Source organism: Pseudomonas sp. (assembly GCF_002796985.1).
Lineage (GTDB): Bacteria > Pseudomonadota > Gammaproteobacteria > Pseudomonadales > Pseudomonadaceae > Pseudomonas.
Map to the genome: position 1 here is coordinate 269,045 of NZ_PEKX01000012.1, position 22,523 is coordinate 291,567.

Consider the following 22,523-nt stretch of genomic DNA (forward strand, 5'->3'; position numbering starts at 1 on the left):
CGATATCCTCAGAAACCGAGCGTCAGGTGATCGGCCACCGGGCCCAGCACCAGCGTCGGCAGGAAGTTCAGGCCGCCCACCAGCAGGATGGTCGCGGTCAGCAGGCTGACGAACAGCAGGCCGTGGGTCGGGAAACTGTTGGGGCCGACCGGGGTGGCCTTCTTCGCCGCCAGGCTGCCGGCAATCGCCAGCACCGGGAGGATGTAGCCGAAGCGGCCGATCAGCATGGCCAGGGCGATCATCAGGTTGTGGAACGGCGTGTTGGCACCGAAGCCGCCGAACGCCGAACCGTTGTTCGCGGTACCCGAGGTGTAGGCATAGAGCAGTTGGCTGAAACCGTGGGCGCCGGGGTTGCTCACCGCCGAGGCCGGGCCCGGCAGGCTGGCGGCGATGGCGCCGAGCACCAGCACGCCGACCGGCATCACCAGCAGCGTCGCCACCAGCAGGCGTACTTCGCGGGCTTCGAGCTTCTTGCCGAGGTATTCCGGGGTGCGGCCGACCATCAGCCCGGCGAGGAACACCGCAATCAGGACGAACAGCAGCATGCCGTAGAGCCCCGCGCCAACACCGCCGAAGATCACCTCGCCGACCATCATGTTGAGCATCGCAACCATGCCCGACAGCGGGCTGAGGCTGTCATGCATGGCGTTCACCGAGCCGTTGGAGGCAGCCGTAGTAGTCACCGACCAGAGCACGCTGGCGGTGGTGCCGAAGCGGCTTTCCTTGCCTTCCAGCGGTGCGACCTGCTCCACCGGCAGCGCACTGAGCGCCGGGTTCGGCTGGTACTCGGCCCACAGCGAGGCGCCCAGGCCGAGGGCGAACAGCACCAGCATGCAGCCGAGGATGGCGCGGCTCTGGCGCAGGTCCTTCACGTAGTGGCCGAAGGTGAATACCAGCGCGGCCGGGATCAGGATGATCGAGGCGACCTCGAACAGGTTGCTCCAGATCGTCGGGTTCTCGAACGGGTGCGCCGAGTTCACGCCGAAGAAGCCGCCGCCATTGGTGCCCAGCTGCTTGATGGCGATCTGGCTGGCGGCAGGGCCGAGCGGGATGGACTGGTCGGCGCCCTGCACGGTCAGCGCATGGGCGTAGTCGAGGAAGGTCTGCGGCACGCCCTGCCAGACCAGCAGCAGCGCCAGCAGCAGGCACAGCGGGAGCAGCCCGTAAAGGGTGGCGCGGGTCAGGTCGACCCAGAAGTTACCGAGGTTGTGCGTCGACTTGCGCGAGATGCCACGGGCCAGCGCCACCAGCACGGCCAGGCCGACAGCGGCGCTGACGAAGTTCTGCACGGTCAGGCCGAGCATCTGGCTCAGGTAGCTCAGCGAGGCTTCACCGCTGTAGGCCTGCCAGTTGGTGTTGGTGACGAAACTCACCGCGGTGTTGAACGCCAGCGTCCACTCCAGGCCCGGCAGGTGCTGCGGGTTGAGCGGCAGCAGCCCTTGCAGCATGAGGATGGTGAACAACAGCACCAGCCCGACCAGGTTGAACGCCAGCAGGGCCAGGGTGTAGCGCTTCCAGTCCTGCTCGTCTTCGGGGTGGATGCCGCAGGCGCGGTAAATCGCCCGCTCCACCGGCAGGAACAGCGGGCTGAGGAAGGTCCGCTGCCCCTCCATCACCTTGTAGTAGAAGCGCCCGAGGAACGGCGCCGGCACCAGCACCAGCGCCAGGAAGGCAACGATCAGCAATACGTCATGGCTGTTCATGGCCACTCCTAGGAACGGTCGGCGCGCAGCAGCGCCACCAGCAGGTAGATGAACAATCCCGTGGCCAGGACCAGGGACACACCGTCGAGCACGCTCATGATTTCTTTCTCCTCACGCGGGCGATTCCATCGCTTGGGCAGCCGTTGCCGCCTGACGGAAATTTTCCGCAAGGAACGCGTAAAGGAGCGATTCCCCACCGCGCCGAGCGGCGTAAAGAAGGCGTAAAAAACCGCTCAGGGGCGGCACCCGGCGGGCACGTATCGAAATCGATACACAGCGGACACGCTGGCGACACCCGTCGGCCCGTCCAGTGGCAACTCCAGCACCAGCGCGGCCTACCAGAAGCTGGTCGCCAACCGGCTCAAGCAATGCCAGAGCAGCGGGGGCCACCTCGCGGTCTGATTTCGGTCGGCCGCCGGAGCGCCCCCGTTCCGGCGGTCTTCCTGGATTGCCAGTCGCCCCGAATCTGTCCTAGGCTTGGCCTCTTCAAATTCATCCGATGATTGGATGTTTCCATGCCAAGCCCCATCCAGAAACGCTCGTTGGTGGACATCGCCCTCGAGCAGATTCACCAGCGCATCGCCGACGGCACCTGGCCACTGGGCCAGCGCCTGCCGCCAGAGCCCGAACTGGCCGAGTCCCTCGGTATCAGCCGCAACACCGTGCGCGAAGCGGTACGCGTGCTGACCTTCTCCGGCGTGCTGGAAGTGCGCCAGGGCGATGGCACCTACGTGCGCGCCTGCGCCAACCCGCTGGACGCCATGCTGGTGCTGGCCCGCAGCTCGGTGGAGCAGGCGCTGGAAGCGCGCGGCATCATCGAAGTGGAAGCCAGCCGGCTGGCCGCCGAGCGGCGTACCGAGGCGGACCTCACCGCGCTGCACGAAGCCCTGGAGGCTTCCGCCGTTCACCACGGCGGCAATCTCGCCACCTACATCGACCTCGATCTGGCCTTCCACCAGCGCGTCGTGGACAGCGCCCACAACCCGGTGCTGAGCGAGCTGTACCGCTATTTCTCGCAGGTGATTCGCGCCGGCCTGGAACGCACCATCGGCGACCCGAGTCGGCCGCAGCCAAGCTTCGAGCTGCACCGCGAGCTGCTCGAAGCCATCGCCCGTGGCGACGCCGAAGCCGCCGCGAAAGCGAACCGTGCGCTGCTGATCTGACGCCCATTTCTTTCTACGAACGCTTTCTGCCTTGCTGCCCTGGAATGCCCACCATGTCCTTGCCCAACGACCCGAAAGACACCGAGCACAAGCTGTCCTGCCCGCCCGAAGCACTGCTGATCGACGCCGAAGACGACAGCACGCCAGCAGCTGCGCCACGCCCGCAACGCACCTGGCTGTTGCTGCTGGGCCTGGTGCTGGTGGCGATCAACCTGCGCCCGGCACTTTCCAGCCTCGCGCCGCTGCTCAACACCGTACGCGACGGCACCGGTCTGTCGGCGGCGGCTGCCGGCCTGCTGACTACCCTGCCGGTGCTCTGCCTGGGCCTGTTCGCGCCGCTGGCGCCGATGCTCGCTCGGCGGCTGGGTGCCGAGCGCACCGTGCTGCTGATCCTCTTCACCCTGGCCGGCGGCATCGTCCTGCGCAGCCTGTTCCCGGTGGCCGGGCTGTTCCTCGGCAGCCTGGTGGCCGGCGCCAGCATCGGCATCATCGGCGTGTTGCTGCCGGGCATCGTCAAGCGCGATTTCCCGCACATCGCCGGGACCATGACCGGCGTCTACACCATGGCCCTGTGCCTGGGCGCCGCGACCGCCGCCGGCTCCACCGTGCCGCTGGCCAAGCTGATGGACGACAGCTGGCAACTGGCGCTGGCGTTCTGGGCAATCCCGGCCGTGGTCGCCGCAGCGATTTGGCTGCCGCAGACCCGCCACAACCACCATGCCCACCGCGCGGTGTACAAGGTGACCGGCCTGTGGCGCGACCCACTGGCCTGGCAGGTGACGCTGTACATGGGCCTGCAGTCGTCGCTGGCCTACATCGTCTTCGGCTGGGTGCCGTCGATCCTCATCGACCGTGGCCTGAGCGCAGTGGAAGCCGGGCTGGTGCTCTCCGGCTCGGTGATGGTGCAGTTGTTCAGCGCCCTGGCCGCGCCCTGGCTGGCTACCCGCGGCAAGGACCAGCGCCTTGCAGTGGTGATCGTCATGAGCCTGACCCTGGCTGGCCTGCTCGGTCTGTTGTTCGCCCCGCTCTCGGGGATCTGGGGCTGGGCCGTGGTGTTGGGCCTCGGCCAGGGCGGCACCTTCAGCATCGCTCTGGCGCTGATCGTGCTGCGCTCGCCGGACGCCCACGTCGCCTCCAACCTCTCCGGCATGGCCCAGGGCGTGGGCTATACCCTGGCCGCGTGCGGGCCGTTCCTGGTCGGCGTGGTGCACGACGCCACCGGAGGCTGGGCAGCGACCGGGGTTATCTTCGTGGTGGTGACGGTGGCGGGGATCGTGTTCGGCCTGGGCGCCGGGCGGGACAAGCTGGTGCAGGTGAAGAGCGAGCACGTCTGAGCCCGGCCCGTCACGTAGGGCGGATAACCCGTTCCGGGTTATTCACCCTACTTCGGAATGCCCCTGTAGGAGCGAGCTTGCTCGCGAACAGCGCCTCATGGGAACACCGGAGCGAGCTTGATCACCCTCTCCCCAGCCAGGGTTAGGGTGAGGGCAGTCCCACGCAGGAACCTCAAGCCACCGGCGGCGGCGGAGGCTGGTGCGAGCTGGCCACCCAGGCGCTGACCAGGTTGTACACCACCGCCAGCAGCACCGGGCCGAGGAACAGGCCGATGAAGCCGAAGCTGAGCAACCCGCCGAGCACACCCAGCAGCACCACCACCAGCGGCAGGTTGCCGCCGCGGCTGATCAGGTAGGGCTTCAAGATGTTGTCCACGCCGCTGATCACGAAGAAGCCCCAGATCGCCATGAACACCGCGTAGCCATAGCTCTCCTGGTAGAACAACCAGATCACCGCCGGGCCCCACACCAACGGCGGCACCATCAGCAGGCTGCAGACGAAGGTCAGCAGGCCGAGCAGCCAGGCGCCGGGGACGCCGGCGATGAGGAAGCCGATGGTGGCCAGCACGGCCTGGGCGGCGGCAGTGCCGATCACGCCGTTGACCACTCGCTGCACGGTGCCGGCGATGATGTCCATGTACTGCTGCGCCGCGGAGCCGATCAGGCGCTCCAGCACGCCGTGGGCGAAGGCCTGCAGGCGCAGGCCGTCGCGGTAGAAGAAGAAGATCAGCACCAGGCTCAGCACCAGTTCGAAGATGCCCGCGCCCAGCTTGGCACTGCGCGCCAGCGCCCAGTTGCCGACTTCGCCCATGTACGGCTTGAGCGCGGAGAACATCGCCACGCCCTGCTGGTCGGCCTGGTACCACCAGCCGATCAGGCGGTCACCGATCAGCGGCACCCCCGCCATCCACTCCGGCGGTGGCGGCAGGCCGGCCACCTGCAGGTTTTTCACCAGCTCGACGCCTTCGCGCACCCGGTCTACCAGGCCGAAGCCCAGCCAAACCAGGGGCAGCGCCACCAATACGATCCAGCCAATGGTCAGCAGCCCGGCTGCCGCTGCCTGGCGGCCACCCAGCAACTGGGTCAGCAGGCGCATCAGCGGCCAACTGGCGAAGGCCAGCACGGCGGCCCAGAACAGCGCCGACCAGAATGGCAGCAGCACCCAGATACTCGCACCCAGCAGGCCAAGCAACAGCAGGCGCAGCAACAGGCGATCGTTGGCGAACATTGGAAACCCCGGTTGGCTCGAAAGCCCCAGTGTAGGGCGTTTCCCCTCTTCGCGGAGGAGAATCGGCGTAGGGGAATCAGCGCAGCCAGGTCAGATGCAGGCCGTCGCCATCATCCTTGCCCTGTTCCAGGCGTGCATCGCGCACGCCCTGGGCGGTCAGCGCAGTTCGCCAGTCGCTGGCGTGCTGGCCGGCCAACTCGACGCGCACGCCGGTGTCCAGGCGCAGGGTGCGCACCAGCAGGTCCAGCCAGGCGCCGCCCGGTTCCTGCGGTACGTGGCTCAAGGTCAGCTCACCGTTGGCCTTGAGCAGGCGCATCAGCGTCGCCGGGCTGGGCAGCAGTTCGCCGAGGGCGGTGGCGCTATCCAGTTGTTCAGCATGCAGGTAGGCACGGCGGTTGCCACGGGTGATGGTGTAGACCGCCAGCAGGCTGTTCTCGTGGGGCGCGGCGAGGCGCACCAGCAGGTAGGCCTGCTGGTCGTCCGGGCCGAACAGTTTGGAATTGCCGAACACCGAATTGGCCAGCAGGTTGCTGGAGCCGCAGTCACGGCTCTCGCACCAGAACAGCGGCGTGGACTCGGCCTTGAGCAGGTCCTTGCGCGCCGCAGCGAAGGCGCTCTGGCTGGAGTCCTCGTCGGGCAGGCGATAGGTCACGGCGGTCAGGTCGCCGATGGCGCGCACCTCCCCTTCCATGCGCAGGCGCCCGCTGATGCGGCTGATCGAGCCTTGCGGGTAGATGCGTTCCTGGCTGGCAGCCTGGTTGAAGTCGACGATCTCCGAACGCGGGAAGCGCGGGAGAACCTCCAGGTCATGGCTGTCGGGCAGGTCGGCGGCAGCGGCGAGGCTGGCGAAGCCGAGCAAGCCACCGGTGATCAGCGTGCGAAGCAGCCGTGACATCCGGTGCGCGTCGGTCCTGACGAAGTGAGGGTTTTCCGGCCCCTGGCGCGCGGCGGTCTGGATGTCGAGCATGCACAATCTCCCTGAAGCGATCCGTGCAGCCTCGCGGCAGGCCCCGCTTTAGTCAAGCCGCAGGGCGCTACCGGGTGTTTCCCTCAGGCCTGCAGGAAGGGTCGGAAGAACGCTGCGACAGCTTCGGCGCCCGCCTCGTCATCCAGGTGCAGGTGGTGCTGACCGGGCAGCTCATGGACCTCGAAGGGTCTGTCCTTCAGCAGTTCGCGGGTGGCCGGCTCGGCCAGCAACAGTCCTTGCTGCGCCAGCACCAGGCTGGCCGGGCATTGCACGGACTGGACGAATTGTCGCGCATGGGCGCGGGTCAGGCGCAGCGGCGACGGCAGGGTCAGGCGTGCGTCGGTGCGCCAGGTATAGCCACCGGGCACCGGCACCAGGCCACGGGACGCCAGCAGCTCCGCCGCCTCGCGGCTCACCGCACCGACGCCTTTCATGCGCGCTTCCACGGCGCGATCGATGACTTCGTAGACTGGCTTGCGCTTGTTCGGCAGGGCCAGTTGGGCGCGCAGGGCTTCGCCGAGCTTCTGCGGCGAAGTGTCCGCCTCGCCGGTGTAGGGCACCAGGCCGTCGATCAGCGCCAGGCGCTCGATGCGCTCGGGCATGGCGCCGGCCAGCAGTACCGAGACGATGGCGCCCATGGAATGCCCGAGCAGCGAGAAGCGCTCCCAGCCCATCTGGTCGGCCACCATCAGCACGTCCAGCGCGTAGTCCCACAGCAGGTAGCTGGCCCCCGGCGCACGGTGGCCGGAGTGGCCGTGGCCGGCGAAGTCCAGGGCGAGGATACGCACGCCTTCGAGCATGGGCGCCAGCCGGGCGAAGCTCATGGCGTTGTCCAGCCAGCCATGCAGGGCGATCACCGGGCGGCCGTCTTCCGGGCCGAAGAGGTGCGCGGCCAGCTCGATATGCGGCAGGTTCAGGCGGATTTCCTGGACTTTGGCGGTCATGGTGATTCCTTAAACGTGGGTGCGCTGTTGCCAGCGGGCGAAGACGGTCTTGAGCAGAGCGGCAGTGTCCTGCGGGCGCTCCAACGGGAACATGTGCCCGCCCGGTAGCGACAGGCTCTCGCCCATGGGGATGCGGCCGATCAGGCTCGCATGGTGCGGCAGCACTACGCGGCTGTGGCGGCCGCGCACCATGGTCAGCGGCACGGCCAGCTGTTTGGCGCGGCCGGGGCTGGTATGCGGCACGTTGCGGTAGATGGAGATTTCCGTGGCCGGGTCGAACTTCAGGCGCAGGCCCTGCGCGGCGGACGGAGCCAGGCCGTGGCGCACATAGGCCTCCAGGCAGTCGCGGTCGAAGCGCTTGAACAGCGGCTTGCCGGCGAAGTACTCCAGCGCCTCGGCGAAGTCCTCGAAGTCCTCGCGGCGGCCAAGGGTACGGCCAGCAGGCGTCAGTCGGTCGATGAAGCCCAAGCGCTTGGCGACGCGGATCACCAGTTGGTCGGCCAGCGTCAACAAGGGCGAGTCGAGCATCACCACGCCACGGTACAACTCGGGTTTGCGCAGCGCCGCGTGGTAATGCAGCACGCCGCCAAGGGAGTGGCCGACTCCCCACACGGGCTCGTCCAGCGCTTCGAGGTGATGCAGCAGCTCTTCCACCAGGTTTTCCCAGTTGGCATTCACCGGGAAGCGCGGGTCGTGGCCGTGCATGTCCAGCCGATGGACCCGGTAATCCGGCTCCAGGGCATCGAACAACTTGCCGTAGGTGCCCGAGGGAAAACCGTTGGCGTGGGCGAAGAAGACCGTTTGCGACATGCTGGGTGAACTCAGGGAAATGACTGCCTGAATTTTCCGCCAGCATCGAGGGTGCGGCAATGACCCACACTCCCGCGAATGACGGCACTCCGGCCAAAGTCCATGGCGCTCCGGCGGATTTGCCCTGATCGGCGCTTCGTGCTGAGCAACTTCGGCGGATAACCGTGAACGGTTATTCGCCCTACGGGAGCGCCGTCGTAGAGCGCATAACGCGGCACGCCTTATCCGCCGTCAGCCGTTAGACCCAATGCGTCGCGTGATTCACCACGCTGAACAGGATGCCGCCCGCCACCAGCAGGAACACCACCCCGCACGCGCCGTCGATTGCAGGAACGGCACGCAGCAGGCGTTTCTGCCACAAGGGCCGGGTGAGGACGACACTGAGCAGGCTGAACCAGGCGAAGCCGACGACAAACAGCATCACCGCCACCGAGACCTTGCCGGGCGCCGACATGTCCGCCGGGATCAGGCTGGTCAGCAGCGCGAGGAAGAACACCAGCGCCTTGGGATTGAACAGGTTGGTCGCCAGCCCGCGCAGCCAGGGGCCGAGCTTCGAGGCCGGCAGCTCGCCGTCGATCCGCCCTGCCCCGCCCGGCTTGCGCAACGCGCGCAGTGCGCCGATGCCAAGCCAGCCAAGGTAGGCGGCGCCCACCAGTTGCAGCGCGCTGAACAGTAGCGGCGAGCGGCTGAGCAGCAGCGACACGCCAGTCAGCACCAGGGTGCCGTGGACCAGGATACCGCTGGCCAGCCCGAGGGCGCTGAGCACGCCGGCGCGGCGGCCCTGGTGCAGCGAGGTGCGCACCACCAGCGCGACGTCCGGGCCGGGGCTGACCAGGGCGACGGCGAACACGGCGGTGAGCATGAGCAAGACCTGAACCTCCTGCATGGCGGGATTCTCCAGTGGAAAGTGAAACGAGGAAGGTGGGGGGTCAGCGCTGGCGCAAGCGCGCGGGCGGCAATCCGTAGGTACGGCGGAACAGGCGGCTGAAGTGGGCCTGGTCATAGAAGCCCAGGCTCAGGGCGATCTCCGACAGCGGCTGGCCCTTGATCACCCGTGGCAGCGCGCGCTCCAGGCGCAGCTGGGTGAGCCACTGGTGCGGCGGCAATCCGCACTGGTGGCGGAAGCGGCGCAGCACCTGCCAGGGGCTGAGGTCGCAGAACTCGGCGATCTCTTCCAGGGTCGGCGGGGTTTCCAGGCGCGATTCCAGCCACTCGCGGAGGCGCGCCCAGGTCGGTGCATCGAAGCCCTGCCCCGGTTCGCGGATGCGCAGGCTGGAGGCGCGCTCCAGCAAGGCGGCGAGAGCCTGCCAGAGCTGGCCTTCCTGCGCCAACCGCTCGCCACCGAGCATCAGGGCGTGGGCGCGTTGCAGCTCGACCTGCAGCAACGGATCGCGTAGCTGCGCGGCGGTCAGGCGCGGTGCGCCCTGGCGGCCATCGCTGAAAGCGCGACAGGCATCGTCCAGCCATTGCGGGTCGATGGACAGCACGCGGATGCGATAACCGTCCTCACCCTCGCTGGAACCGTCATGGATGCTCTCGGGGCTCATCAGCAGGATGTCGCCATTCCCGGCCAGCAAACGCTCACCGCGATGGGTATAGCGCTGGTAGCCGCCCTCCATCAGCCCGACGTGGTAGTCGAGATGAAAGTGCCGGGGAAAGGCAAAACGGCGGTATTCGGCGTCGATGAAACGGACGCCGGGCAGGCCGCTGCTGTGGTGTTCGATGCGTTCCATGGGCCTACTTTACCGGCGCGGGAACGGCGGGTCTTGGACAAAATTGCGAGCGGCAGGTTCTTCGGTGACAGCTCCGGAGTCTGGCGTTGGGCGGAGACATCGCGGACGAAGTCCGCTCCTACCCCGCGCTCAACTCCCAGGGAGCGTAGGAGCGGACTCCGTCCGCGATTGGCCGAGCCCCGCGCAAATCTCGAGCGTGGCTTCCTGCCCGGAGCCCGTCGCCGGCTCAACGCTCCAGCGGCACCACCGCCATGGTCAGCCGCGAGATGCAGCTCGGCTTGCCGTCATCCCCGTGCAGGCGGATTTCCCAGACGTGTGTCGAGCGACCGATGTGCACCGCCTTGGCCACCGCCGTCACCCGCCCGCTGCGCAAGCCGCGCAGGTGGTTGGCGTTCACTTCCAGGCCCACGCAGTAGTACTGGCTGTTGTCCAGGCACAGGTAGCTGGCGGTGGAGCCGACGGTCTCCGCCAGCACCACCGAGGCGCCACCGTGCAGCAGGCCGTAGGGCTGGTGGGTGCGCGAATCCACCACCATGCTGGCGGTCAGCGAGTCGTCGTCGAACGCCTCGAAGCGGATATCGAGCACTTCACCGATGGTGTTCTTCAGGTTCGCGTTGAGCTTCTCCAGATCGGGCGTGGTGCGCCAGGTCATGCCATTCCCCTTGTCTTATTCATGCCACTGCACCGCCTCGCGGCGCTCCGCCCATTCATTGAAGCGCGGCCCGTAGGCACCTTCCACCACGTTGCGCTTGATCTTCAAGGTGGGCGTGAGGAAGCCGTTGTCCACGGTCCAGACATCCTTGACCAGCACCAGCCCAGCCAGACGCTCGTGCTTGTCCAGCGCCTCGTTCACCTCCGTCAGCAGCTCCTGCAAGCTCTGCTCAAGCTGACTGCGCGAGCCGTTGGCGGCTTCGTGGCGGCCGACTTCGGAGAGCACACACAGGCCCAGCGGGGCGATCAGGCCATCGCCGACCACGCAGATCTGCTCGATCCGCGAATGCACGGCCAGGCGGTTCTCGATGGGCGCCGGGGCGACGTACTTGCCCTTGGCGGTCTTGAAGATTTCCTTGATGCGCCCGGTCAGGCGCAGGTTCCCCTCGGCGTCCTGTTCGCCCTTGTCGCCCGTGCGCAGGAAGCCGTCCTCGGTGATGGTCTCGGCAGTGCGCTCCGGGTCCTTGTAGTAGCCAACCATGGTCGCGCCGCTGCGGACCTGCACTTCGCCTTCGTCACTGATGCGCACTTCCACCCCGGGACTGTTGCGCCCGATCCAGCCCTTGCGTTGCTCGCCGGGCCGGCACACATGGGAGTAGCCACAGTTCTCCGACATGCCGTAGACCTCCAGCACGCCGAGGCCAAGACGCCGGTACCAGTCGAGCAATGCCTCTGGCACGGGCGCGGCACCGCAGAGCGCGTAGCGCACAGCGTCCAGCCCTAGGCCGGCGAGCACCTTGCGCCCGACCATTCGACCAATGATCGGCAAACGCAGCAGGCGGTCGAGCTTCTGCGCCGGCATCTGCGCATAGACGCCCATCTGGAACTTGGTCCAGATGCGCGGCACACCGAAGAACACCGTGGGCCGCGCGCGGCGCATGTCGGCCACGAAGGTTTCCAGGCTCTCGGCGAAGAACACCGTCTGCCCGGCATACAGCGAGGCCATTTCCACGAACATGCGTTCGGCCACATGGCAAAGCGGCAGGTAGGACAGCAGACGGTCCTCCTCGCCGACGCCGAACAGGTCGATGGCATGGCTGGCGGCGAAGGCGAAGTTGCCGAAGGTGTGCATCACCCCCTTGGGCGTGCCGGTGGTGCCGGAGGTGTAGACCAGCGTCGCCAGGGTGGTGGCATCCGGGCGCGGGTCATCGCGGATCGGTGAAAGCTGCTGCAGGTCACTCCACTGATGGTCGAAGCGGCCTTGCGGATGCAGCGGCAGCGCCACGGTCGGCACGCCCTCGGGAATGCCGTCGGCCATCGACGCCCAGTCGTCCAGCTTGCCGATGAAGGCCACCACCGACTCGGAGTGGGTCATCACCTGGCGCGCGGAGTCGGCGGTGAGGTTGGGATACAGCGGCACCGAGATGTGGCCGGCCATCCAGATGGCGAGGTCGGCGACTATCCAGTGCGCGCAGTTCTTCGAAATGATCGCTACCCGGCTGCCTGCCGGCAGTTCCAGGCTGCGCAGCCAGGCGGCAGCGCGGCGGGCCTGATCGCCCACCTCGCCCCAGGTCAGGGTCTGCACTTCGCCGCCGGTGAGCGGCTGCACCAGGTAGCGTTTGTTTGGGTGGCTCTTCTCGCGCTGATAGAACAGGTCGAGTGGTAATCGGACTGCTTTAACCACGTGCCCCTCCTTTGTTCTTGTTGTCAGAGGTGTAGCTCAAGGGTACAGCGATGGATCAACCAAGCACTTGCTTGGTTGAATATTCCACGCAGCGCAGCGGCAGACAAGACTGGTCGTGTGAACTTTTGTAGGATTTAGCCGAAGGATTGGTCCGAGCCGCTCTGGGACGGGGCTCGCGCGGAAACATCCGGGCACGATTTACCCTGCTGGGCGAAAGAACCCCTCTCCCTTCAGGGAGGGGGTTGGGGAGAGGGAGCGCCCAGCACAAACCGGCCGGAGACCTTTTCAGCGAACTCAGGAATGCCGCGGATGGTGCAGCGATACCAGCTCCATCAGCCCCGCCACCAGCACCTCGCCTTCCAGTTCCGCCAGGGTGGCGGTGCTGAACGGCACGGCGTCGCTGCGGCTGCCGTGCACCAGCAGGCCGGCCAGCGCGCCCACCAGCGGCTGGTGGGTGACCAGCAGCAGGTTCTGCTCGTTGCGGCCGTCGAGGAAGCGCAGCACGTCCTTCGGATCGTCATCCGGAGTCAGCCAGGGCGCAGTGCCCACCGCCCCCTCGAAACCCAGCGCCTCGCGGACCAGCTCGGCGGTTTCCTGGGCGCGCACGTAGGGGCTGGCGAGGATGCCGTCCAGCGGCTGGCCGGCGAGCTGGGCGGCGCTTTTCAGCACCTCTTTGACACCGTGGGCCGTCAGTCGGCGCTCAGAATCGCGGCGAGCCTGGGGCTCGGCTTCGCCATGACGGAGCAGCCAGAGCTTCAAAGCTTGGGCTCTTCGTCGCGCACCGGATGCGGCGCCGGCGGCACGTCGTGCGGGGCCTCGCCTTCCGGGAAGTGGGCGGTCGGCCAGTCGGAGAACGGCCAGGGCTTCTCTTCGGTCTGGAAGGTGCCGAAGCGGCCGATCTGCGCGAAGTACTGGCTCAGGCTGTCGCCGAAGCCCATCAGGCTGCCGCTGGGCGCGCCGTAGATGATGCGGTAGATCAGCTGGATGATCACCACGGCGCCGAGGATCATCTCGGCGACGAACCAGACCAGCGCGAAGACCAGCATCCAGACGACGCGCAGGACCAGGGATTCTTTTTCCTGACGTTCAGCGGACTGTCGTTCAGCAGACATGGCGAAACCTCCTCAGAAACCGGTGGTGGGAATGAAGTCGACGTCGGTCTTCGGCTCGCCGCTCATCAGCGCCCCGATGACCTGCTCCAGCGTGCGGCCGCCGAACAGGATGGCGTTGAGGCCGGCCACCAGCGGCATGTAGACCTGCAGCTCGTCGGCCTTGGCCTTGAGCACCTTGAGGGTGTTCACGCCCTCGGCAGTCTCGCCCATGCGCGCCACGGCGTCTTCCAGGCTCAGGCCTTCGCCCAGGGCGAAGCCCACCTGATAGTTACGGCTCTTGGGTGACGAACAGGTGACGATCAGGTCGCCCACGCCGGCCAGGCCGAGGAAGGTCATGGGGTTGGCACCCAGCTTGACCGCGAAACGGGTCATTTCCGCCAGGGCGCGGGTGATCAGCATGCCCTTGGTGTTCTCGCCCATGCCCAGCGCGGCGGCCATGCCGGCGATGATGGCGTAGACGTTCTTCAGCGCGCCGCCCAGCTCGACGCCGAAGCGGTCGCCACTGGCGTAGACGCGGAAGGTGCGGCCGTGCAGCGCATCCTGCACCTGGGTGCAGAGGTCTTCGTCCTCGCTGGCGACCACGGTGGCAGTCAGCTCATGCTCGGCAATCTCGCGCGCCAGGTTCGGGCCGGAAATCACCGCGATGCGGGATTTCGGCGCGATCTCTTCGAGCACCTGGCTCATCAGCTTGAAGCTCTGCGCCTCGATGCCCTTGGTCAGGCTGACCAGCATCTTGCCAGCCAGCTCATCGCTGCGGCCGTCGAGCACCTTGCGCAGGGCGCTGGAGGGCACCGCAACGAAGATCATCTCGCACTCGGCCAGGGTCGCCGCCAGATCGGTGGTCGGTTCGACGCCGGCATGGATCGGCACGCCTTTGAGATAGTTCGGGTTCTCACGCCGGGTGCGAATTGCCTCGGCCTGCTCCTCGTCACGCATCCACTGGCGCACGCGCTGTCCGTTTTCTGCCAGCAAGTTGGCGAAGGCGGTGCCGAAACTGCCACCACCGAGGACGGCGATCGGTTGCTGCTGTGTCATGTCTGTTCCATTGGTGGCCGCTCCGCGGCGGCAATTGGGGCATTATAAGGCCGCGTCGGCGACCGGCCAGTCCGGATCGCCGGGCTGGTAATCAGCGCTGCCTCGTTTAACATCCGACTAGCAGAATACGTCCAGCCGTAGACATCGACTGAACCGAGCTGACTGAACCGATAAGAACCGAGAACAAGGTCGTTCCGTGCATCGTCCCTTTCGCGCTCCCCTGCCGCTTTCCCTGTGCGCTGCGCTGCTGGCGAGCAAGGCCATGGCGGGCGATCTGTTCGTGGACAGCCTGGACGTCCCTGAAGTTCTGACCGCGACCCGGCTGAAACAGTCACCCGCCGAAGTCCCCGGCAGCATGACAGTGCTCGATCGCGACCTGATCAAGGCGTCCGGCGCCCGCGACATTCCCGAATTGATGCGTCTGGTGCCAGGCATGATGGTCGGCTACCTGTCGGGCAACCAGCCGACGGTGAACTACCACGGCACCAACGTCACCGAGGCGCGTCGCCTACAGGTGTTGGTGGACGGCCGCTCGGTGTACCGCCCGGGCCTCGCCACGGTGGACTGGAGCGACATCCCGGTGGCCATCGAGGACGTCGACCGCATCGAGGTCTTCCGCGGCCCGAACGCGGTGAGCTACGGCGCCAACGCGCTGATGGGCGTGATCAACATCCTCACCCGCCACCCGGCCGACAGCCAGGGCACGCGGCTGAAATACACCGCCGGGCAGAACGGCATCCGCGATTGGTACGCCAGCCAGGGCATCCGCGACCGCTCCGGCGACTATCGCCTGTCCCTCTCCGGCCAGGAGGACGACGGCTTCGACCACGACCAGTTCGGCCACGACTACCGCGATGGCCGCCGCCTGAGCCGCTTCAACCTGGCAGCCAACCACAGCCTCGACCTGCGCAACAGCCTGGACTGGCAGCTCGCCGCGAAAGAAGGCACTAACCAGCGGCCGTACGACTACGAGCCGATCTTCGGCAACATAGCCGCCGGCGACGACAATTCCGACCTGACCGCCCGCGACTACGCCGGCTCCCTGCGCTGGACCTTCGACATCAATCCCGAGCACAGCTTGTACGTGCAGGGTTACGCCGAGCATTGGGAGCGTTTGCAGGACTTTGGCGCGTGTGAGGCGCAGGTCGCCTTCAGCCCCCAGCTCGCGCAGTTGTGGGCGCTGAATCCGAAGTACGTGGAGAGCTTCGCTGACTCGCTGCCGCGCATTCCTCGTGGCACGGCACAGGAACAGACGCTGGCCGGGCAGGTCCTGCGGCAGTTGGCCGGCGGCGCTTACCTGCCGGTCTGCGGCCAGGTGAACCAGAACATTCGCGAAACCCGCTACGACCTGGAAATCCAGGACACCCTGAGCCTCGCCGACGGCGTACGGCTGGTCAGCGGCATGAGCTACCGCCACGACCAGGCGACTTCGGAAACCTACTTCGACGGCACGGTGAACAACGATATCTGGCGCCTGTTCGGCCAGCTGGAATGGCACCTGACGCCGCACTGGCTGCTACAGGGCGGCGCGATGATCGAGGACGACCAGCTCTCCGGCAGCTCGGTCAGCCCGCGCATCGCCCTCAACTACCTGATCACCCCGCGCCACAGTCTGCGCGCGGTGTACTCCGAGGCGGTGCGCTCGCCGGACATGTATGAGAACAACGTGAACTGGAGCTACCGGGTGCGCAATCTCTCGGCTCCTGCTTACGGCCAGTCCAGCGCCTACTACTTCGCCCGCGCCCAGGGCCCGGATAACCTCGACCAGGAGCGCATGCGCTCGCGGGAGATCGGCTACAACGGCCAGTTCGACGAACTCGGGCTCGCGGTCGACATCAAAGCCTACTACGACGAAATCAATGGGCTGATCAGCGATCCCTTGAAGGTCTCCGACTTCGAACCAAGCAACGACAACGACATCCGCTTCAGCGGCGCCGAAACCCAGCTCGACTGGCGCCTGACGCGGCAGGACCGCGTGCGCCTGACCTACGCCTATGTCGACTACGATGCCAGCAGCCGCTACGACCAACGCCTCACCGCGCGCAACAGCGGCTCCGCCGGCTGGATGCGCGACTGGGGGCGCGGCTGGTCGAGCTCGGTCTTCTACTATGGTGACGATGCGCTGAACGAACACCGCTTCGAGCGCGTCGACCTGCGCGTGGCCAAGCGCATTCCCCTGGGCCGCGCCGCGCTGGAGCTGGCCGGCGTGCTGCAGCAGCGCCTGGACGACGAGCCGCTGACCTGGCCGGAAAACCGCTACGACAGCCGCCACCGCCTCTACTTCAGCGCCGAGGTGGACTTCTAGCATGCCTGCCCGCCGCTCAAGGACGAGCCCCGGAACCCTTCTCAGCGCCCTGATCCTCTGGCTGGCCTGCCTGTGCGCGCTGCCGGCCCAGGCCCGCGAGATCCTGCTGGTCAGCGCCGAGCAGAGCCCGGCGCTGCAAGACTTCGCTCAGGCCCTGGCGCAACGCCGGCCGAATGACCAGGTGCGGCTGGAGTCCCCCGAGAATTTGCCGCCGGCCGCCAGCCTCGATGGCGAAACCCGGCTGCTGCTGCTCGGCAGCGGCGCGCTGAACTGGCGTATCGCCAGTGACGACGCACCACCGGCCCTGACCCTGTTGGTCAGCCGCGTCGAAGCCCGGCAAGTGTTGGGTGAGTACAAGCCGCCGCACCTCAGCCTGCTGTGGAGCGACCCGCCACCGGTCCGCCAATTACAGCTGGCGCTGGAGCTCAGCCCGCGCCCGCAGCGCATCGGCGTACTGCTCGGCCCCACCAGCGCATTCCTCCTGGACGAACTCACCCAGGCCGCACAAAGGCTCGGCGTGGAGTTGGTCAGCGAGCTGCAGACCCGCGCCGAAGACAGCCGCCCATTGCGAGAACTGCTCGGTCGCAGTGACCTGCTGCTCGGTCTGGACGACAAACAGCTTTATAACGCGCAGACCATCAAGGGCATCCTCCTCAGCGCCTACGCCGAGAACCGGCCGCTGATCGGCCCCACCGCCGCCTTCGTCAAGGCTGGCAGTCTGGCCAGCACCTACAGCGACCAGGACGACTGGCTGGAGACCCTCGATAGCCTGCTCGACGAGTCTGCAGAGCAATGGCCCGACAGCCTCTACCCCGAACGCTTCAAGGTGCAGAGCAACCGCCAGGTGGCGCGCTCGCTCGGCATCGACCTGCAAGGCGACGCGGAACTCGCGCAACGCCTGGCCGAAGGAGAAAAACCATGAGCTCCCGCCAGAGCTGGAACATCCAGACGCGCATGCTGGCCATCAGCCTTGGCCCGGCGCTGCTGCTCACCGTGCTGCTGACCGGGTACTTCACCTACTCGCGTCTGCAGGACCTGCGCCTGGAGTCCAACCACACCGGCCAGCTGATCGCCAACCAGCTCGCCCCGGCGGCGGAGTACGGGGTGATCTCCGGCAACCTGCCGGTGTTACAGAGCCTGTTGCGGGCCACCCTGAGCACCGCCCACGTGCGCTTCATCGAAGTGCGCGACCGTGGCGACAACATCCTCGTCTATGTCGAGCACGCCGCCGATCCCGCACAAGCCAGCTCCAAGGTGGAAATCTTCCACGCCGCCATCCAGCGCGAAAACATTGCCCTGAACGGCAGCGAACTAGGCCGTTCCAACGACATGCTGCCGACCGTCGCGGCGCCCAGCGGCGATTACCTTGGCCGTGTGGTCGTGGGCATGGCCAGCGACGCCTTCAGCGAGCGGCAGCAGGAAATCCTCCTCAAGGCCAGCCTGCTTGCGCTGTTCGCGTTGATCCTCACGTACCTGCTGGCCCGTCGCCTGGCCCGTCGCCTGGCCGCGCCAATCCGAACCATGGGCCGCGCCGTGCAGGCGATCCAGACCGGCGACTACCACACCACGCTGCCGGTACCGGATGACGGCGAAGTCGGCGATCTGGCCCGGCACATCAACAACCTCGCCCGCGGCCTGCAGCAAGCCAGCCTGGAGCAGGAACGCAGCATCGCCCAGTTGGTGGCGGCACGGGAGGAAGCCGAGGAAGCCAACCGCGCCAAGTCCGACTTCCTGGCGATGATGAGCCACGAGCTGCGCACCCCGATGAACGGCGTGCTGGGCATGCTGCAACTGCTGGAAACCACCGAACTGAACCAGGAGCAGGCCGAGTACAGCGCGCTCGCCACCGAATCCACCGAGCACCTGCTCAAGGTGATCAACGATATCCTCGACTTCTCCCGCGTCGAGCGCGGCGCCCTTGAGCTGGAGCGCATCCCGTTCAATCTGCTGGAACTGATCCAGAGCTCCATCCAGGTCTTCCAGCACAGCGCCCAGCAGCGCGGGCTGGAACTGGAAATGAGCGTGCAGGACGGCCTGGACAATCTCGAGGTGCAAGGCGACCCGACACGCATCCGGCAGATCCTGGTCAACCTGCTGGGTAATGCCCTGAAATTCACCGAAGAAGGCGGCGTGCGCCTGGAAGCCACCTGGCAGGCGCTGGACGACGAAGTGCTGTGGCTCAGTTGCTCGGTGCAGGACAGCGGCATTGGCATCTCCCACGAGCGCCTGGAGCACATGTTCGAGGCCTTCCAGCAGGCCGACTCGTCCACCTCGCGGCGCTACGGCGGCACCGGGCTGGGCCTGTCCATCGCCCGCACCCTGGCTGAACGGATGGGCGGTACCCTCGGTGCGGTCAGCGAGGAAGGCTGCGGTTCGACCTTCACCCTGGAGATTCCCCTGCCCTTCCGGGAGCGCCAAAGTGTCGCAGACGACGGGACGAACGGCGGCGACGCACTTGCCACTGGTCAGTCCGTACTGCTGGTGGAGGACAACCCGGTGAATCAAACGGTCATAGAAGCTATGTTGCGCAGCCTGGGTTATCGCGTCACGCTGGTGGGTGACGGCGCCCAGGCGGTGCGTACCTCGGAGCGCGGCGAATATGCGGCGATCCTGATGGACTGCCGTCTGCCTGTGCTCAATGGCTACGAAGCCACCCGGCAGATTCGTGCAAAATCGGGTGGCGAACAGGTACCGATCATCGCCCTGACCGCCAACGCGCTGCAGGGCGACCGCGAGGCCTGCCTTGAGGCAGGAATGAACGACTACCTCGCCAAACCGTTCAAACGCGCGGAGCTGCAGCGGATTCTGCAGCGTTGGGTTGCTTCAGGTCGTTGATCGGCGGAGCGCTTGCCCGCAAACTGCGGACCGGCCCGGGGCCTGCGTCCCGACAGGGAAACCTGGCAGCTGGCGAAAAGTGAACAAGCGTTCGCCGATTGCTGTGACTTTCACTTAAAGGCAATAGTCTATGACTAGGCTGCCGCATGACACCGTGACAATAACAACGGAACGCGGCGCCGCAGGCAGAAGCCAACAACGCCTGCTATCCAGGATTTTTGAGGAGCTCGCATGACCAAACAAAACGCCTTCACCCGAGAAGACCTGCTGCGCTGCAGCCGCGGCGAGCTCTTCGGCCCGGGTAATGCGCAACTGCCCGCCCCGAACATGCTGATGATCGACCGCATCACTCACATCAGTGAAGTCGGCGGCAAGTATGGCAAGGGCGAACTGGTCGCCGAGCTGGATATCAACCCGGACCTGTGGTTCTTCGCCTGCCACTTCGAAGGCGACCCCGTCATGCCGGGCTGCCTGGGCCTCGACGCCATGTGGCAGCTGGTGGGCTTCCACCTCGGCTGGCAGGGCAACCCCGGCCGCGGCCGCGCCCTGGGTTCGGGCGAAGTGAAGTTCTTCGGCCAGGTCCTGCCGACCGCCAAGAAAGTCACCTACAACATTCACATCAAGCGTACGATCAATCGTTCGCTGATCCTGGCCATCGCCGACGGCACCGTCAGCGTCGATGGCCGCGAAATCTACAGCGCCGAAGGCCTCCGCGTCGGCCTGTTCACTTCCACTGACAGCTTCTAAGGGTATCCGCATGCGTCGCGTCGTGATCACCGGTCTGGGCATCGTTTCCTGCCTGGGCAATGACAAAGACACCGTCTCCGCCAACTTGCGTGCAGGCCGTGCTGGCATCCGCCACAACCCCAGCTACGCCGAGATGGGCCTGCGCAGCCACGTGTCCGGTTCGGTCAACCTGAACCTGGAAGAGCTGATCGACCGCAAGGTCTTCCGCTTCATGGGCGACGCCGCCGCTTATGCCTACCTGGCAATGGAACAGGCGATCAAGGACTCCGGCCTCAGCCCCGAGCAGATCTCCAACCCGCGCACCGGCCTGATCGCCGGCTCCGGCGGTGCTTCCACGCTGAACCAGATGGAAGCCATCGACACCCTGCGCGAAAAGGGCGTCAAGCGCATCGGCCCATACCGCGTCACCCGCACCATGGGCAGCACCGTTTCCGCGTGCCTGGCCACTCCCTTCCAGATCAAGGGCGTGAACTACTCCATCTCCTCGGCCTGCGCCACCAGTGCGCATTGCATCGGCCAGGCCATGGAGCAGATCCAGTTGGGCAAGCAGGACGTCGTCTTCGCGGGCGGCGGTGAGGAAGAACACTGGAGCCAGAGCTGCCTGTTCGACGCCATGGGCGCCCTCTCCACCCAGTACAACGACACCCCGGAAAAGGCCTCCCGCGCCTACGACGCCAAGCGTGACGGTTTCGTCATCGCCGGCGGCGGCGGCATGGTCGTGGTCGAAGAGCTGGAGCACGCTCTCAAGCGCGGCGCCAAGATCTACGCCGAAATCGTTGGCTACGGTGCGACGTCCGATGGCTACGACATGGTTGCCCCGAGCGGCGAAGGCGCCATCCGCTGCATGCAGCAGGCCCTGTCGACCGTGGACACCCCGATCGACTACCTGAACACCCACGGCACCTCCACCCCGGTCGGCGACGTCGCTGAAATCCGTGGCGTGCGTGCAGTGTTCGGCGACAAAGCCCCGGCCATCAGTTCCACCAAGAGCCTGTCCGGCCACTCCCTGGGCGCTGCTGGCGTTCACGAAGCGATCTACTGCCTGCTGATGATGGAAGGCAACTTCATCGCCGGCTCGGCAAACATCGACGAACTGGACCCGGAAGTCGCTGACATGCCGATCCTGCGCGAGACCCGCGAGAACGCGAAGATCGACACCGTCATGAGCAACAGCTTCGGCTTCGGCGGCACCAACGCCACCCTGGTCCTGAAACGCCACAACGGCTGATCGATGATCAAAACAGGAAAGGCGCCTCAGGGCGCCTTTTTTGTTGCCTGCGATTCCCCCCTACCCTCGCGCCGCAGATCCCGTCAGGATGAGTAGGCTGATAACAGGGAGCGCAGAGATGGAATTGAAGATCAGGCAGGCACACAGCGACGACGCCAAGGCCATCAGCCAGGTGATCGTAGCGGCCGTCAGGGAGAGCAACGGCCAGGACTACCCGGCGAGCGTCATCGAGTCTGTGGCGGCGCATTTCACGCCGGAGCAGGTGATCGAGCTGCTGGAGCAACGCCTGGTCTTCGTCGCCTTGCTGGAGAACGAGATCGTCGGCACAGGCGCCCTGGATGGCAATGCAGTGCGCAGCCTCTTCGTAGCGCCTCAGCAGCAGCGCAAAGGCATCGGCCAGGCTCTGATGGCTCGAATCGAGAAAGCTGCCCTGGGGCGCGGTATAGAGTCCCTACTGGTCCCCTCTTCCCTCACCGCCGAAGGCTTCTACGCGCGCCTGGGCTATCGCGTACTGCGAGAACAACTCCACGGCGAGGAGCGCACCCTCATCATGACCAAACCCCTCTCCCTTCTGTAGGAGCGAGCTTGCTCGCGAACCGCATCCTTTACGGACCTCCGGCTAACGCCAGAGCAGGCCTCAATGCCGAACAGCCCCCTCTCCCTTCAGAGAGAGGGCTAGGGAGAGGGCGCATCACGCAGAGGCCCCCATTGCACATCTGGCGTTTTTCCGCCCCAAAACAAAACCCCCGACCAGCTTTCGCTGATCAGGGGCTTTGGAATTAGAAGCTTGACGATGACCTACTCTCACATGGAGAAACTCCACACTACCATCGGCGATGCATCGTTTCACTACTGAGTTCGGGATGGGATCAGGTGGTTCCAATGCTCTATGGTCGTCAAGCAATTCGGTTGGATGCTCGCCTTGGCGCTCATCCGAATTCGGGATGCTTACACTAATAAGCAAAACCCCCGGCCAGCGAAGCTGACCAGGGGTCTTGGGATAGGAGCTTGACGATGACCTACTCTCACATGGAGAAACTCCAC

At 66.1% G+C, this 22,523-nt stretch carries 21 protein-coding genes and 1 rRNA gene; 8 read left to right on the forward strand and 14 right to left on the reverse strand.

Going from position 1 to position 22,523, the window contains the following annotated elements:
- Positions 1-8: 8 nt before the first annotated feature.
- Both kdpA and kdpF read right to left on the reverse strand, forming a co-directional pair.
- Positions 9-1,703, reverse strand: coding sequence for a potassium-transporting ATPase subunit KdpA (gene kdpA, locus CTR55_RS18915; RefSeq protein ID WP_296288353.1), 1,695 nt, complete (start codon positions 1,701-1,703; stop codon positions 9-11).
- An 8-nt stretch (positions 1,704-1,711) separates the two neighbouring features.
- A complete protein-coding gene (gene kdpF / locus CTR55_RS18920) occupies positions 1,712-1,801 on the reverse strand; it encodes a K(+)-transporting ATPase subunit F (protein ID WP_009618573.1) in 90 nt (29 codons plus the stop codon).
- Positions 1,802-2,218: 417 nt separating this feature from the next.
- On the opposite strand from kdpF, the gene CTR55_RS18925 reads away from it, so the two are divergent.
- Positions 2,219-2,866: a FadR/GntR family transcriptional regulator gene (locus CTR55_RS18925; RefSeq protein ID WP_296288354.1), complete on the forward strand. Its 648-nt coding sequence runs from the start codon at positions 2,219-2,221 to the stop codon at positions 2,864-2,866.
- Positions 2,867-2,919: 53 nt separating this feature from the next.
- A complete protein-coding gene (locus CTR55_RS18930; protein WP_296288356.1) occupies positions 2,920-4,200 on the forward strand; it encodes a CynX/NimT family MFS transporter in 1,281 nt (426 codons plus the stop codon).
- Positions 4,201-4,372: 172 nt separating this feature from the next.
- On the opposite strand, the gene CTR55_RS18935 is transcribed toward CTR55_RS18930, so the two are convergent.
- From CTR55_RS18935 to CTR55_RS18985, 11 genes are all read right to left on the reverse strand, one after another.
- Positions 4,373-5,428, reverse strand: a complete 1,056-nt coding sequence (locus tag CTR55_RS18935) for an AI-2E family transporter (RefSeq protein WP_296288358.1) — start codon at positions 5,426-5,428, stop codon at positions 4,373-4,375.
- Between the two features lie 76 nt (positions 5,429-5,504).
- Positions 5,505-6,395, reverse strand: coding sequence for a DUF4892 domain-containing protein (locus CTR55_RS18940; RefSeq protein ID WP_296288359.1), 891 nt, complete (start codon positions 6,393-6,395; stop codon positions 5,505-5,507).
- An 83-nt stretch (positions 6,396-6,478) separates the two neighbouring features.
- Positions 6,479-7,339 (reverse strand): alpha/beta hydrolase, encoded by an 861-nt coding sequence (locus CTR55_RS18945; protein ID WP_296288361.1) that lies wholly within the window; start codon positions 7,337-7,339, stop codon positions 6,479-6,481.
- Between the two features lie 9 nt (positions 7,340-7,348).
- Positions 7,349-8,149 carry an alpha/beta hydrolase gene (locus CTR55_RS18950; RefSeq protein WP_296288362.1) on the reverse strand — a complete coding sequence of 267 codons (801 nt, stop codon included), beginning with the start codon at positions 8,147-8,149 and terminating at the stop codon, positions 7,349-7,351.
- A 238-nt stretch (positions 8,150-8,387) separates the two neighbouring features.
- Positions 8,388-9,035, reverse strand: a complete 648-nt coding sequence (locus CTR55_RS18955) for a LysE family translocator (protein ID WP_296288364.1) — start codon at positions 9,033-9,035, stop codon at positions 8,388-8,390.
- Positions 9,036-9,078: 43 nt separating this feature from the next.
- A complete protein-coding gene (locus CTR55_RS18960; protein WP_296288366.1) occupies positions 9,079-9,882 on the reverse strand; it encodes an AraC family transcriptional regulator in 804 nt (267 codons plus the stop codon).
- A 226-nt stretch (positions 9,883-10,108) separates the two neighbouring features.
- The gene (locus tag CTR55_RS18965; RefSeq protein ID WP_296288367.1) at positions 10,109-10,534 is read right to left on the reverse strand and encodes a hotdog fold thioesterase; all 426 of its coding nucleotides are present in this window, start codon (positions 10,532-10,534) and stop codon (positions 10,109-10,111) included.
- Positions 10,535-10,549: 15 nt separating this feature from the next.
- Complete coding sequence (locus CTR55_RS18970) at positions 10,550-12,217, reverse strand: AMP-binding protein (protein WP_296288369.1); 1,668 nt, start codon at positions 12,215-12,217, stop codon at positions 10,550-10,552.
- Between the two features lie 294 nt (positions 12,218-12,511).
- Positions 12,512-12,976 carry a phosphohistidine phosphatase SixA gene (gene sixA / locus CTR55_RS18975; RefSeq protein WP_296288371.1) on the reverse strand — a complete coding sequence of 155 codons (465 nt, stop codon included), beginning with the start codon at positions 12,974-12,976 and terminating at the stop codon, positions 12,512-12,514.
- Positions 12,973-13,329: a DUF4389 domain-containing protein gene (locus CTR55_RS18980; protein WP_296288372.1), complete on the reverse strand. Its 357-nt coding sequence runs from the start codon at positions 13,327-13,329 to the stop codon at positions 12,973-12,975. The genes sixA and CTR55_RS18980 overlap by 4 nt, the downstream gene beginning before the upstream one ends.
- Positions 13,330-13,341: 12 nt before the next feature.
- On the reverse strand, positions 13,342-14,364 hold the full coding sequence (locus tag CTR55_RS18985; protein WP_296288373.1) for an NAD(P)H-dependent glycerol-3-phosphate dehydrogenase: 1,023 nt from the start codon (positions 14,362-14,364) through the stop codon (positions 13,342-13,344).
- Positions 14,365-14,560: 196 nt separating this feature from the next.
- Here CTR55_RS18985 and CTR55_RS18990 point away from each other — a divergent pair, with 196 nt between their 5' ends.
- The 6 genes from CTR55_RS18990 to CTR55_RS19015 all read left to right on the forward strand — a co-directional run bounded on the left by CTR55_RS18990 (position 14,561) and on the right by CTR55_RS19015 (position 22,056).
- Positions 14,561-16,669, forward strand: a complete 2,109-nt coding sequence (locus tag CTR55_RS18990; RefSeq protein WP_363711271.1) for a TonB-dependent receptor — start codon at positions 14,561-14,563, stop codon at positions 16,667-16,669.
- Position 16,670: 1 nt separating this feature from the next.
- Positions 16,671-17,591: an ABC transporter substrate-binding protein gene (locus CTR55_RS18995; protein ID WP_296288374.1), complete on the forward strand. Its 921-nt coding sequence runs from the start codon at positions 16,671-16,673 to the stop codon at positions 17,589-17,591.
- Positions 17,588-19,504 (forward strand): ATP-binding protein, encoded by a 1,917-nt coding sequence (locus CTR55_RS19000; protein ID WP_296288376.1) that lies wholly within the window; start codon positions 17,588-17,590, stop codon positions 19,502-19,504. Before CTR55_RS18995 ends, CTR55_RS19000 begins: the two co-directional genes overlap by 4 nt.
- 231 nt (positions 19,505-19,735) lie before the next feature.
- Entirely contained in the window at positions 19,736-20,251 is a 516-nt protein-coding gene (gene fabA, locus CTR55_RS19005; protein WP_138216449.1) for a 3-hydroxyacyl-[acyl-carrier-protein] dehydratase FabA, read from the forward strand.
- A gap of 10 nt (positions 20,252-20,261) precedes the next feature.
- On the forward strand, positions 20,262-21,479 hold the full coding sequence (gene fabB, locus CTR55_RS19010) for a beta-ketoacyl-ACP synthase I (protein WP_296288378.1): 1,218 nt from the start codon (positions 20,262-20,264) through the stop codon (positions 21,477-21,479).
- A gap of 118 nt (positions 21,480-21,597) precedes the next feature.
- On the forward strand, positions 21,598-22,056 hold the full coding sequence (locus CTR55_RS19015) for a GNAT family N-acetyltransferase (RefSeq protein ID WP_296288380.1): 459 nt from the start codon (positions 21,598-21,600) through the stop codon (positions 22,054-22,056).
- Positions 22,057-22,264: 208 nt separating this feature from the next.
- On the opposite strand, the gene rrf is transcribed toward CTR55_RS19015, so the two are convergent.
- Positions 22,265-22,380: ribosomal RNA gene (gene rrf, locus CTR55_RS19020) — 5S ribosomal RNA — on the reverse strand.
- Positions 22,381-22,523 lie beyond the last annotated feature (143 nt).

What these genes read in the sequence shown, in the direction of transcription:
- kdpA (WP_296288353.1), bottom strand. Translation starts at nt 1,703, where the DNA reads ATGAACAGCCATGACGTATTGCTGATCGTTGCCTTCCTGGCGCTGGTG.
- kdpF (WP_009618573.1), bottom strand. Translation starts at nt 1,801, where the DNA reads ATGAGCGTGCTCGACGGTGTGTCCCTGGTCCTGGCCACGGGATTGTTC.
- CTR55_RS18925 (WP_296288354.1), top strand. Translation starts at nt 2,219, where the DNA reads ATGCCAAGCCCCATCCAGAAACGCTCGTTGGTGGACATCGCCCTCGAG.
- CTR55_RS18930 (WP_296288356.1), top strand. Translation starts at nt 2,920, where the DNA reads ATGTCCTTGCCCAACGACCCGAAAGACACCGAGCACAAGCTGTCCTGC.
- CTR55_RS18935 (WP_296288358.1), bottom strand. Translation starts at nt 5,428, where the DNA reads ATGTTCGCCAACGATCGCCTGTTGCTGCGCCTGCTGTTGCTTGGCCTG.
- CTR55_RS18940 (WP_296288359.1), bottom strand. Translation starts at nt 6,395, where the DNA reads ATGCTCGACATCCAGACCGCCGCGCGCCAGGGGCCGGAAAACCCTCAC.
- CTR55_RS18945 (WP_296288361.1), bottom strand. Translation starts at nt 7,339, where the DNA reads ATGACCGCCAAAGTCCAGGAAATCCGCCTGAACCTGCCGCATATCGAG.
- CTR55_RS18950 (WP_296288362.1), bottom strand. Translation starts at nt 8,149, where the DNA reads ATGTCGCAAACGGTCTTCTTCGCCCACGCCAACGGTTTTCCCTCGGGC.
- CTR55_RS18955 (WP_296288364.1), bottom strand. Translation starts at nt 9,035, where the DNA reads ATGCAGGAGGTTCAGGTCTTGCTCATGCTCACCGCCGTGTTCGCCGTC.
- CTR55_RS18960 (WP_296288366.1), bottom strand. Translation starts at nt 9,882, where the DNA reads ATGGAACGCATCGAACACCACAGCAGCGGCCTGCCCGGCGTCCGTTTC.
- CTR55_RS18965 (WP_296288367.1), bottom strand. Translation starts at nt 10,534, where the DNA reads ATGACCTGGCGCACCACGCCCGATCTGGAGAAGCTCAACGCGAACCTG.
- CTR55_RS18980 (WP_296288372.1), bottom strand. Translation starts at nt 13,329, where the DNA reads ATGTCTGCTGAACGACAGTCCGCTGAACGTCAGGAAAAAGAATCCCTG.
- CTR55_RS18985 (WP_296288373.1), bottom strand. Translation starts at nt 14,364, where the DNA reads ATGACACAGCAGCAACCGATCGCCGTCCTCGGTGGTGGCAGTTTCGGC.
- CTR55_RS18995 (WP_296288374.1), top strand. Translation starts at nt 16,671, where the DNA reads ATGCCTGCCCGCCGCTCAAGGACGAGCCCCGGAACCCTTCTCAGCGCC.
- CTR55_RS19000 (WP_296288376.1), top strand. Translation starts at nt 17,588, where the DNA reads ATGAGCTCCCGCCAGAGCTGGAACATCCAGACGCGCATGCTGGCCATC.
- fabA (WP_138216449.1), top strand. Translation starts at nt 19,736, where the DNA reads ATGACCAAACAAAACGCCTTCACCCGAGAAGACCTGCTGCGCTGCAGC.
- fabB (WP_296288378.1), top strand. Translation starts at nt 20,262, where the DNA reads ATGCGTCGCGTCGTGATCACCGGTCTGGGCATCGTTTCCTGCCTGGGC.
- CTR55_RS19015 (WP_296288380.1), top strand. Translation starts at nt 21,598, where the DNA reads ATGGAATTGAAGATCAGGCAGGCACACAGCGACGACGCCAAGGCCATC.